This is a genomic window from Streptomyces sp. SID14436 (assembly GCF_010548465.1).
Classification (GTDB): Bacteria; Actinomycetota; Actinomycetes; order Streptomycetales; family Streptomycetaceae; genus Streptomyces.
In genome coordinates this window covers 1-11,361 of the sequence record NZ_JAAGMD010000585.1, presented here as the reverse complement: position 1 = coordinate 11,361, position 11,361 = coordinate 1, and the positions used below count along the sequence as shown (strand labels likewise).

10 protein-coding genes are annotated in these 11,361 nt (G+C 72.0%); 8 read left to right on the top strand and 2 right to left on the bottom strand.

Going from position 1 to position 11,361, the window contains the following annotated elements; translation table 11 throughout:
- Nucleotides 1–1,327 (top strand): ATP-binding SpoIIE family protein phosphatase (locus G3I53_RS20875; protein ID WP_164438643.1); only part of this gene is annotated, 1,327 nt, incomplete at its 5' end.
- Nucleotides 1,328–1,418: 91 nt separating this feature from the next.
- Here G3I53_RS20875 and G3I53_RS20870 read toward each other — a convergent pair.
- Nucleotides 1,419–3,716 (bottom strand): transglycosylase domain-containing protein, encoded by a 2,298-nt coding sequence (locus G3I53_RS20870; RefSeq protein WP_164339024.1) that lies wholly within the window; start codon nucleotides 3,714–3,716, stop codon nucleotides 1,419–1,421.
- A 269-nt stretch (nucleotides 3,717–3,985) separates the two neighbouring features.
- Between G3I53_RS20870 and G3I53_RS20865 the strand changes: the two genes are divergently transcribed.
- The 5 genes from G3I53_RS20865 to G3I53_RS20845 all read left to right on the top strand — a co-directional run bounded on the left by G3I53_RS20865 (nucleotide 3,986) and on the right by G3I53_RS20845 (nucleotide 8,963).
- Complete coding sequence (locus tag G3I53_RS20865) at nucleotides 3,986–4,921, top strand: SPFH domain-containing protein (protein ID WP_164339023.1); 936 nt, start codon at nucleotides 3,986–3,988, stop codon at nucleotides 4,919–4,921.
- Complete coding sequence (locus tag G3I53_RS20860; protein WP_164438642.1) at nucleotides 4,918–5,199, top strand: hypothetical protein; 282 nt, start codon at nucleotides 4,918–4,920, stop codon at nucleotides 5,197–5,199. The genes G3I53_RS20865 and G3I53_RS20860 overlap by 4 nt, the downstream gene beginning before the upstream one ends.
- A gap of 181 nt (nucleotides 5,200–5,380) precedes the next feature.
- Complete coding sequence (locus G3I53_RS20855) at nucleotides 5,381–5,905, top strand: PadR family transcriptional regulator (RefSeq protein WP_164338092.1); 525 nt, start codon at nucleotides 5,381–5,383, stop codon at nucleotides 5,903–5,905.
- Entirely contained in the window at nucleotides 5,902–6,594 is a 693-nt protein-coding gene (locus G3I53_RS20850) for an ABC transporter ATP-binding protein (protein ID WP_164338091.1), read from the top strand. The genes G3I53_RS20855 and G3I53_RS20850 overlap by 4 nt, the downstream gene beginning before the upstream one ends.
- Nucleotides 6,591–8,963 carry an FtsX-like permease family protein gene (locus G3I53_RS20845; protein ID WP_164338090.1) on the top strand — a complete coding sequence of 791 codons (2,373 nt, stop codon included), beginning with the start codon at nucleotides 6,591–6,593 and terminating at the stop codon, nucleotides 8,961–8,963. The genes G3I53_RS20850 and G3I53_RS20845 overlap by 4 nt, the downstream gene beginning before the upstream one ends.
- A 42-nt stretch (nucleotides 8,964–9,005) precedes the next feature.
- Here the strand turns inward: G3I53_RS20845 and G3I53_RS20840 are convergent, their stop codons facing one another.
- Nucleotides 9,006–9,950 carry a LysR substrate-binding domain-containing protein gene (locus tag G3I53_RS20840; RefSeq protein ID WP_164338089.1) on the bottom strand — a complete coding sequence of 315 codons (945 nt, stop codon included), beginning with the start codon at nucleotides 9,948–9,950 and terminating at the stop codon, nucleotides 9,006–9,008.
- 132 nt (nucleotides 9,951–10,082) lie between these two features.
- Between G3I53_RS20840 and G3I53_RS20835 the strand changes: the two genes are divergently transcribed.
- Nucleotides 10,083–10,637: a peroxiredoxin gene (locus G3I53_RS20835; RefSeq protein WP_164338088.1), complete on the top strand. Its 555-nt coding sequence runs from the start codon at nucleotides 10,083–10,085 to the stop codon at nucleotides 10,635–10,637.
- Nucleotides 10,638–10,643: 6 nt separating this feature from the next.
- Entirely contained in the window at nucleotides 10,644–11,177 is a 534-nt protein-coding gene (locus G3I53_RS20830; RefSeq protein ID WP_164338087.1) for an alkyl hydroperoxide reductase, read from the top strand.
- Nucleotides 11,178–11,361 lie beyond the last annotated feature (184 nt).

The window sequence follows — 11,361 nt, the reverse complement described above, 5'->3', positions numbered from 1 at the left end:
CGCGCTGCCCGAACTCCTCGGCCCGGACGGCGAGTCGGCCGTGCCCGACGGCCAGCGCGCGATCCTCGCGCCGCTGCGCGGGCGCCGGCGCGTGATCGGCGCCGCGCTGTTCCTGCGCGGCCCGGAACGCATCCCGTTCGAGGCGGACGACCTGCTGGTCGCCGCCCAGCTCGCCACGCACAGCGCCCTCGGCATCGACAAGGCGGTGCTGTACGGCCGCGAGGCGTACATCGCGGACGAGTTGCAGCGCACCATGCTGCCGGAGCACCTGCCCCGCTGCACCGGGGTGCGGCTGGCCTCGCGCTATCTGCCGGCCGCGGAGACGGCGCGGGTCGGCGGCGACTGGTACGACGCGATCCCGCTGCCCGGCAGCCGGGTCGCCCTGGTCGTCGGTGACGTGATGGGCCACTCCATGACGTCCGCCGCGATCATGGGCCAGCTGAGGACCACCGCGCAGACCCTGGCGGGCCTCGACCTGCCGCCGCAGGAGGTCCTGCACCACCTCGACGAGCAGGCGCAGCGGCTCGGCGTGGACCGCATGGCGACCTGCCTCTACGCGGTCTACGACCCGGTCTCGCACCGGATCACCATCGCCAACGCCGGCCATCCGCCGCCCGTCCTGCTGCACCTGGGCGGCCGGGCGGAGGTGCTGCGGGTGCCCGCGGGCGCCCCGATCGGGGTCGGCGGCGTGGACTTCGAGGCGGTGGAGCTGGACGCCCCGGCCGGGGCGACGCTGCTGCTGTACACCGACGGCCTGGTGGAGTCCCGGCTGCGGGACGTGTGGACCGGCATCGACCAGCTGCGCGACAAGCTGGCCGCGACCGCGCAGCTGACCGGGCCGGACCATCCGCCGCCCCTGGAGGCGCTGTGCGACGAGGTGCTGGACATGCTCGGTCCCGGCGACCGGGACGACGACATCGCGCTGCTCGCCGCCCGCTTCGACGGGATCGCGCCGAGCGACGTGGCGTACTGGTTCCTGGAGCCGGAGGACGCCGCCCCCGGCCGGGCCCGCCGGCTGGCGCGGCGCGCGCTGTCCCGGTGGGGCATGGAGGAGCTCAGTGATTCGGTGGAGCTGCTGGTCAGCGAGGTCGTGACGAACGCGGTGCGGTACGCCACGCGGCCGGTGACGCTGCGTCTGCTGCGGACCGACGTGCTGCGCTGCGAGGTCGGCGACGACGTGCCGCAGCTGCCGCGGCTGCGGCAGGCGCGCGCCACGGACGAGGGCGGGCGCGGCCTGTACCTGGTCAACCGGATGGCGCGGCGCTGGGGCGCGACCCGGCTGAGCACCGGCAAGGTGGTGTGGTTCGAGCTGAACCACACCGGCTGACCGGCCGCGACGGTACGCCACGAGGGGGCGTCCCGGTGCTCGCACACCGGGGCGCCCCCTCGTCGTCGTCCGTGCCGGTCACTGCTCCCGGCTACTGTTCCCGGTCCCGTTCCCGGTCGCCGTCGCCCGGGTCGTCGGGGAGCCCGATCGTCGGCGGGGGCGTGGTCGTGCCGTCCGGCAGCTTCGTCGTCGGGTTCTGCGTCGGCGGCTCGGTCGTCGGGTCCTGGGTCGGCGGCTCGGTGGTGGGTGCCTCGCTGGTGGGTTCGCGGCTCGGCGGTTCGGAGCTCGGCGACTGCGACGGCGACTCGCCGGCCGAAGGCGACCGGGTCGGCTTCACGGCCGCGCCCTGCCGGGTCCGCAGGTCGAACTCGCTGGTCTCCTTCAGGACGCCGAAGGTGTACGCGGCCCAGATCCGGGCCGGGTACCCGCCGCCGTTGACGCGGTCGTTGCCGCCCGCCCCGTACATCTCGACCTGCTTGTGCGGGGGCTTGTCGTCCTCGCCGAACAGGCCGACCGTGGTGACCAGGTCGGGGGTGAAGCCCGCGAACCAGGCCGACTTGTTGTTGTCGGAGGTACCGGTCTTGCCGGCCACCTGCTGCCCGTTGCGCAGCGGGTTGTCGCGCACCGCGCGCCGTGCGGTGCCGTCGTCGACCACGCCGGTCAGGACCGAGGTGACCGTGTCGGCGGCCTCGCGGCTGATGACCTGCTCGCCGATGGCGTCGGGCATCGTGACGGTGCGGCTGCGGTGCTCCGCCGACTTCACGATCGTCGGGGTGGTCTTCTTGCCGTGGTTGTCGAGGGTGGCGTAGACGCCGGCCATCCGCAGCGGGCTCGCGCCCATGGAGCCCAGGGTCTGGGCGGGCACGGCCTCCAGGTCCTCGACGGCCATGCCCAGCTTGCCGGCGGTCTCCATCACCTTCGGCATGCCGACGTCGACGCCCATCTGCGCGAACACGGAGTTGACGGACTTGTTCATCGCCGTCTGGACGGTGATGTCGCCGTAGTTGCCGTCGTCCTCGTTCTCCGGGGCGAAGCCGACCTTGCGGCCGCCGTCGACGACCTGCCGCTCGCTGGTGCCGTCGTAGACCGTGTTCGCGCCGATCGGCTCGCCGTCCTGCGTCTCGGCCTCCTCCTCCAGGGCGGCGGCCAGGATGACCGGCTTGAAGGTGGACGCGGGCTGGTAGTCGGCGCGGGTGGCGTTGTTGACGTAGTGCTTGAGATAGTCCTGGCCGCCGTACATCGCGACGACCGCGCCGGTCTTCGGGTCCACGGAGACGGCCCCGGCCTGGATGTCGGCGTCGACCTTGCGCTTCTTCGGGTCCAGCTCGTCGGTGAGCTGGGTCTTGACGGCCTTCTCCAGCGCCTTCTGCTTCTTCTTGTCGATGTTGAGGGTGATGGTCCAGCCGCCCGCGTCGACCAGGGCGTCGGCGTGCTTGGCGTCCTCCGCGGTGCCCTCGGCGACCAGCTGCTGCTTCAGTGCGGAGTTGGCGGCGTGCACCAGGTAGCCGGTCTGCCCGGCCATGCCGGGGTCGCCCTGCGGCTCCTTGGGCACCGGGAACTTCATGCCGGAGCGTTCACCCGCGTCGAGCCAGCCCTGCTCGACCATGTTGTCCAGGACGTAGTTCCACCGGTCGGTGACCAGCTTGCGGCCGGTCTCCGAGGCGACCGCCCAGTCGTACTGGCTGGGCGCCTGGAGCAGGGCGGCGAGGTAGGCGCCCTGCTCGACGGTGAGGTCCTCGGCGTCGACCCGGTAGTAGGCACGGGCGGCGGCCTGGATGCCGTAGGCGTTGCGGCCGTAGTAGCTGGTGTTGATGTAGCCGGCGAGGATGTAGTCCTTGGACTTCTCCCGGTCCAGCTTCAGCGAGATGACCAGTTCCTTCAGCTTGCGCGAGACGGTCTGGTCCTGGGTGAGGTAATAGTTCTTGACGTACTGCTGGGTGATCGTCGAGCCGCCCTGCGCGCCCTTGCCGGACAGGGTGTTGACCAGGCCGCGGGTGGTGCCCCTGATGTCGACGCCGGCGTCCTGGTAGAAGGTCTTGTTCTCGGCGGCGACGAAGGTCCGCTGGACGGCCTTGGGGATCCGGGCGAGGTCGACGACCTCGCGGTTGACCTCGCCGTCGCGGGCCATCATCGAGCCGTCGCTGTACTTGTAGACGTTGCTCTGCCGCTTGGCGTCGGCGTTCCCCTCGGGGATGTCGATCATCATGTACAGCACGATGAAGGCGCCCATGCCGAGCAGGCAGAGGGTGAAGAACGTGCCGAGCAGCTTCTTCCAGGTGAAGAGGCGGCGTATGCCGGTGCGCCCGGTCCCGCGCGGCGCGCGGCGGCCCCTGGGTGCCGCCCGGCGCCCACCGCGCTGTCGTGCGCGTCGCTCATCCGCTCGTCCCATGGGTGTCCCTCTGCTCGCCTTCGCTCATGTGTGTCATGCAGCCACACGGGTACGGCCGCTCGGGTCAGCTCAGAAAGCTAACACCGGGTGCTGTGACAAAGGGCTGCCGATGCGGTCGTTACGGACGTGACAATCAGCACCCGTCCCACCGGAACCGACGTGCGGCGGGAGCGCAAGGTTGCCGCGATGCGTTAAAGTGATATCACTTGGATAGGCAGACGCTAGCCGCACCGACGTGCGCGCGGCGTCCGAGGAAACGGGGGACCCCCTTGTCCACACACGACGTGCAGCTCACCGCGGACACACCCGAGATGCCCGCGCCCCGGGTCCGCGAGACACCGGCGCACAGCATCGGCGGCGGACTCGCCCTGACCCTCGGCCTGACCGGGCTGCTGCTCGGCACCGGCCTGATCATCTCCGCCACGGCGGTCACCGGGACCGGCGGCAAGGCGGTGCTGATCACCGGCGGCATCCTGATCGCCGTCGCCTCGTTCCTCGCGATGTGCGGGCTGAACATGGTGGCGCCGGGCGAGGCCCGGGTGGTCCAGCTCTTCGGCCGGTACCGGGGCACGATCCGCGAGGACGGCCTGCGCTGGGTGAACCCCTTCACCTCGCGCACCAAGATCTCCACCCGGGTGCGCAACCACGAGACCGCCGTGCTGAAGGTCAACGACGCCTACGGCAACCCGATCGAGCTCGCCGCCGTCGTGGTGTGGCGGGTGGAGGACACCGCCCAGGCCACCTTCGAGGTGGACGACTACGTCGAGTTCGTCTCCACCCAGACCGAGGCGGCCGTCCGGCACATCGCCATCGAGTACCCCTACGACGCCCACGACGAGGGCGGCCTGTCCCTGCGGGGCAACGCCGAGGAGATCACCGAGAAGCTGGCCGTCGAACTGCACGCGCGCGTGGAGGCGGCCGGGGTGCAGATCATCGAGTCCCGCTTCACCCACCTCGCCTACGCCCCCGAGATCGCCTCGGCGATGCTCCAGCGCCAGCAGGCGGGCGCGGTCGTCGCGGCCCGGCAGCTGATCGTCGAGGGTGCCGTGGGCATGGTCGAGACGGCGCTGGCCCGGATCGCCGAGCAGGACATCGTCGAGCTCGACCCGGAGCGCAAGGCGGCCATGGTGTCCAACCTGATGGTGGTGCTGTGCGGCGACCGGTCGGCGCAGCCGGTCCTCAACACCGGGACGCTCTACCAGTGACCACCCCGTCGGACTCCCCCGGGGGAGCGTCCCCGCGGCGCGGGCCGCAGCAGCGCAAGCAGGTGCTGCTGCGGCTGGATCCGCTGGTGTACGAGGCACTGGCGCGGTGGGCGAACGACGAGTTCCGTTCGGCCAACGCCCAGATCGAGTTCCTCCTGCGGCGCGCGCTGGCGGAGGCGGGCCGGCTGCCGGGCGAGGTCCGGCCGATCCCTCGCCGGGGCCGTCCGCCCCGGGGCGGGGAGCCGGGTCCGCAGGAGCCGGGACCGGCGCCGGACTGAGCGGGCCCGCCACCCCGGCGGACACCCCGGGTCACGGCCGCCGCGCCTCCGGCCGGGGGCGCCGCCGCCGCGGTGACAGAACCGTGACAACCGGCTCCCACCAGGTCGGCGACACCCTCCGGGAAGGACTGCACACTCGGCGTATACACACGGCGTATACACGGTGTGTAGAGTGCTCGCCATGTCCATCGGTCACACCCTCCTGGGGCTCCTGGAGTCCGGCCCGCGCCACGGTTACGACCTCAAGCGGGCCTTCGACGAGAAGTTCGGTCACGACCGGCCGCTGCACTACGGCCAGGTCTACTCGACGATGTCCCGCCTGCTGAAGAACGGGCTCGTCGAAGTCGACGGCATCGAGGCCGGCGGCGGCCCCGAGCGGAAGCGGTACGCGATCACCGAAGCCGGCATCACCGATGTCGAACGGTGGCTCGCCACACCCGAGAAGCCCGAGCCCTACCTGCAGTCGACCCTCTACACCAAGGTCGTCCTCGCGCTGCTCACCAGCCGCGACGCCGCCGACGTCCTCGACACCCAGCGCTCGGAACACCTGCGCAGCATGCGCATCCTCACCGACCGCAAGCGCAAGGGCGACCTCGCCGACCAGCTCATCTGCGACCACGCCCTCTTCCACCTCGAGGCCGACCTGCGCTGGCTGGAGCTGACCGCGGCCCGCCTCGACAAGCTCCGTGAGGCGGTGGCCCGATGACCACACCACCCCCCGGTTCCCTGCTCGTCGCCCGGGACCTGCGCAAGGAGTACGGTCCGACGACCGCGCTCGACGGCGCCCACTTCTCCATCCACCCCGGCGAGGTCGTCGCCGTGATGGGCCCCTCCGGCTCGGGCAAGTCCACGCTGCTGCACTGCCTCGCCGGGATCGTCACGCCCGACTCCGGGTCGATCACCTACGACGGGCGCGAACTGACCGCCATGAGCGACGCCCAGCGCAGCGCGCTGCGGCGCTCCGCCTTCGGCTTCGTCTTCCAGTTCGGGCAGCTGGTGCCGGAACTGACCTGCGTGGAGAACGTCGCCCTGCCGCTGCGGCTGAACGGCACGCCCCGCAAGGACGCCGAGCGGGCCGCCCTGACCTGGATGGAACGCCTCGAGGTCGACGACGTCCGCAGGAAGCGGCCCGGCGAGGTGTCCGGCGGCCAGGGGCAGCGGGTCGCCGTGGCGCGGGCGCTGGTCACCGACCCGCGGCTGGTGTTCGCCGACGAGCCGACCGGCGCGCTGGACTCCCTCAACGGCGAACGCGTGATGGAACTGCTCACCGACGCCGCCCGGACCGCCAACGCCGCCGTCGTCCTCGTCACGCACGAGGCGCGGGTGGCCGCGTACTCCGACCGCGAGATCGTCGTGCGCGACGGCAGGTCCAGGGACATGGAGCGCGTCGTATGAGTGACGGACGGGGGAACCCCGCCGCGGGAGCGGCGTCGAGGGCCCGGGCTGCCGCACGGGACCTCGGCATGGGACTGCGGTTCGCCTTCGCCGGCGGGCGGGAGGGCTGGATCCGGGCCCTGCTGACCGCGGTCGGCGTCGGGCTGGGCGTGGCGCTGCTGCTGCTCACCACCGCCCTGCCCGGTGCGCTGGCGGAGCGGCACCGGCGGGAGGAGGCCCGCCTCAACTACACGTACGGCGAGCAGATCCCGCGCGCCGACGACACCCTGATGACCGCGGACACCAACACGGAGTTCGACGGCCGGGACGTCCGCGGCCGGCTGCTGGAACCCGAGGGCGACAGGGCCCCGCTGCCGCCCGGCCTGCGGGAGTTCCCCGCGCCGGGCGAGATGGTCGTCTCCCCCGCGCTGCGGGAACTCCTCGACTCGGACAGCGGTGCCCTGCTGCGCGAGCGGCTGCCCCATGAGATCGTGGGCACCATCGGCGAACAGGGGCTGATCGGCTCGCAGGAGCTGGCCTACTACGCGGGCGCCGAGGGCCTCGCGGACCGGGCCGGCGACGGGATCGTCGGCCGCATCGACTCCTTCGGGAACCCGGACGCGACGCCGGAGGAGCTGGACCCGGTCCTCATGCTGCTGGTCCTGGTCGTCTTCGTGGTGCTGCTGATGCCGGTCGCCGTGTTCATCGCCGCGGCCGTCCGGTTCGGCGGCGAACGGCGCGACCGCCGGCTGGCGGCGTTGCGCCTGGTCGGCTCCGACGGCGGCATGACCCGGCGGATCGCCGCCGGCGAGGCCCTCGGCGGGGCGCTGCTGGGACTGCTGTTCGGCACCGGCTTCTTCCTCGCCGGGCGTGAACTCGCCGCGTCCGTCGAGGTGTTCCGGATCAGTGTCTTCCCCAGCTATCTGAACCCCTCGCCGCTGCTCGCGCTGGTGGTCGCCGTGGCCGTGCCGGCCGCCGCGGTCCTGGTGACCCTGCTGGCGCTGCGCGGCGTGGTCATCGAGCCGCTGGGCGTGGTCCGTACGGCGCGGCCGGCCCGCCGCCGCCTGTGGTGGCGGCTGCTGCTCCCGCTGGCCGGTCTCGGCATGCTGGCGCCCATGCTCGGCCAGGGCCGGGAGAACGGGGACTTCAACGGGTACCTCGTCACCGGCGGCGTCATCTGCCTGCTCGTCGGGGTCACGGCGCTGCTGCCGTGGATCGTGGAATCCGTCGTCGCCCGGCTCGGCGCCGGCGGCGTGGCCTGGCAACTCGCGGTCCGGCGCCTTCAGTTGAGCAGCGGGGCGGCTGCCCGCATGGTCAACGGCATCGCCGTGGCCGTGGCCGGCGCGATCGCGCTGCAGATGCTGTTCGCGGGGGTCGAGGGCGACTACACCGAGGAAACCGGTGTCGACCTGACGCGGGCCCAGATGTCGGTCCACGTGCCGGACGGCATCGAACTCGCCGCGGCGGCCGCGAAGCTGGAGGAGACCAAGGGTGTCCGCACGGTGTACGCGATGTCCGGGGGCTACTTCGGCGACCGGCCCTGGAGCCAGGGGCCGGAGCGCGGTGCCGAACTGACCGTCGCCGACTGCGCGACCCTGCGCCAGGTGGCCGAGCTGCCCTCGTGCGCCGACGGGGACGTGTTCGCGCTGCGGGGCGGCGAGTACGACACCGACACCGCGTCGCTGGCCCGGCCGGGACAGAAGCTGTACCTGGAGAAGGACGCCGGCAACTCCGCGTCGGCGGACGCCGTCTTCACCCTCCCCGAGGGGCTGAAGGAGGCCGACTCCGTCGAGGACCCGACCGGCAGCAAGCGCGGCGGCTTCCTCATCACCCCGGGCGCCCTGCCCGCCGAGGTGGCCGAGGCGGTCAGCGGCCGGCTGTACCTGGCCATCGACGACTCGGTGCCGTACGCCCGGGAGCACGTGCGCAACACGGCGGCCGCGATCGATCCGCTGGCCAAGCCGATGACGTGGGCGGCGACCGAGCGGTCCGACCGCTTCGAGGCCATCCGCACGGGCCTGTTCGTGGGCGCCACCGCCGTCCTGGCGCTGATCGGGGCGAGTCTGCTGGTCTCCCAGCTGGAGCAGCTGCGGGAACGCCGCAAGCTGCTGTCGGCCCTGGTCGCCTTCGGCACCCGGCGGCGCACCCTGAGCCTGTCGGTGCTGTGGCAGACGGCGATCCCCATCGGCCTGGGACTGCTGGTGGCGTCGGTCGTCGGCATGACCCTGGGCGCGGTGCTGCTGCGGATGACGGCGACACCGATCAGCGTGGACTGGTCGAGCGTCCTGCAGATGACCGGCATCGGGGCGGGCGTGGTCGTGGTGGTGACCCTGCTGAGCCTGCCGCCGCTGCTGCGCATGATGCGCCCGGACGGGCTGCGCACGGAGTAGCTCCCGGAGGGCCCGGCCGGTGCCGGGGGGTGTCGGACACCCTCAGGCAGCCACCGTCCGCACCGGCAGGGCCCGCATCGCCTCCCGCAGGGCCGCCGCCAGCTCCTCGTACTCCGCGGAGCGGGCGGCGCCGGTGCGCATGACGAGGGCGACGCGGCGGGTGGGTGCCGGGTCGGCGAAGTATCCGGTGAGCAGGCGGCCGGCGCGGGTGGTCTCGACGTCGACGGCCGTGCGGGGCAGCAGGGTGACGCCGAGCCCGCCGGCCACCAGCTGCACCAGCGTGGACAGCCCGGCCGCCGTGGTGGTGGCCGGGACGCCCGCGCGTCCGGCCTCGCGGCAGATGTCGAGGGCCTGGTCGCGCAGGCAGTGCCCCTCGTCGAGGAGCAGCAGCTTCAGCTCGCGCAGTGCCTCGCGCGGGATGCCCTCCCGGCCGCCCAGCCAGTGGCCCAGCGGTGTGACGAGCACGAAGTCCTCGTCGAACAGGGGAAGTTCGGTCACGCCCGGGACGCCGAGCGGCACGGCGAGCAGCAGCAGGTCCAGCCGTCCGCCGGCGAGGCCGTCCAGCAGGCGCGAGGTCTGCTCCTCGTGCACCTGGAGGTCGAGGTCGGGGTAGCGGTCGTGGACCAGGCGCAGGACCGTGGGGAGCAGGTAGGGGGCGACGGTCGGGATCACCCCGAGCCGCAGGACCCCGGTGAAGGGCGCCCGCAGGGCCTCGGCCTCCTCGATGAGCGCGCCGACGTCCTCGAGCACCGCCTTGGCGCGGGCCGCGAGGCGTTCCCCGGCCGGTGAGAGCAGGACCTTGCGCGTCGTACGCTCGACGAGGGTGACACCCAGTGTCTCCTCCAGCGCCGACACGGCGCCGGACAGGGCGGGCTGGCTCATGCCGATCGCGGCGGCGGCGTCCCGGAAGTGCAGGTGCTCGGCGACCGCGGCGAACGCCCGGAGCTGCGCGAGACTCGGCTGTCTGCGCCTCTTGCCGACCGTCACTGATAGCTCCCCTCGATCAACACGACCGAGTGTAGCTATTTCACTAATCAATGCACCCTGTGCCAACATCAACATCGTCCAACCCATGGGAAACACCGCATTACGGGTGTTTCTTCGCTGCAAGGAGAGCGCGTGCTCACTGTCGGTGACAAGTTCCCCGAGTTCGAACTGACCGCCTGCGTCTCGCTGGAGAAGGGCAAGGAGTTCGAGACGATCAACCACAAGACCTACGAGGGCAAGTGGAAGATCGTTTTCGCGTGGCCCAAGGACTTCACCTTCGTGTGCCCCACCGAGATCGCCGCCTTCGGCAAGCTGAACGACGAGTTCGCCGACCGCGACGCCCAGATCCTCGGCTTCTCCGGTGACTCGGAGTTCGTCCACCACGCCTGGCGCAAGGACCACGAGGACCTGCGCGACCTGCCGTTCCCGATGATGGCGGACCCGAAGCACGAGCTGATGCGCGACCTCGGCATCGAGGGCGAGGACGGCTACGCCAAGCGCGCCGTGTTCATCGTGGACCAGAACAACGAGATCCAGTTCACCATGGTGACCGCCGGCTCCGTCGGCCGTAACCCCAAGGAGGTCCTGCGGGTCCTCGACGCCCTCCAGACGGACGAGCTCTGCCCGTGCAACTGGACCAAGGGCGAGGACACCCTGGACCCGGTCGCGCTGCTGGCCGGGGAGTGACCTGACATGTCGCTCGACTCCCTGAAGTCCCGCATACCGGACTACGCCAAGGACCTGAAGCTCAACCTGGGTTCGGTCATCGGCAACTCCGACCTGCCGGCCCAGCAGCTGTGGGGCACGGTGCTGTCGACGGCGATCGCCTCGCGTTCGGCCATCGTGCTGCGCGAGCTGGAGCCGGAGGCGAAGGCGAACCTGTCACCGGAGGCGTACACGGCCGCCAAGGCCGCCGCCGCGGTGATGGCGATGAACAACGTCTTCTACCGCACCCGTCACCTGCTGTCGGACCACGAGTACGGCAACCTGCGCGCCGGCCTGCGGATGAACGTCATCGGCAACCCGGGCGTCGACAAGGTCGACTTCGAGTTCTGGTCCTTCGCGGTCTCCGCCATCAACGGCTGCGGCATGTGCCTCGACTCGCACGAGCAGGTGCTGCGCAAGGCCGGCGTGGAGCGCGACGCCGTCCAGGAGGCGTTCAAGATCGCCGCGGTGATCCAGGCGGTCGCCGCCACGCTCGACGCCGAGGCCGTTCTCGCCGGATGACCTCCGCGCCGCACGGCGTGTGAAGCTGTGGGCCCGTCCACCCCGGGGTGGACGGGCCCACTGCCGTATGCGCTGCGCCTCAACCGCCCGGCGTGTCCGGCCCGCCCGGCCGGCCGGGTCCGCCGGCCGTGTCCTCCTCGGCGCCGTTCCCGGCCGGTGGTGGCGGGGGCGCGCCCGCGGCGGA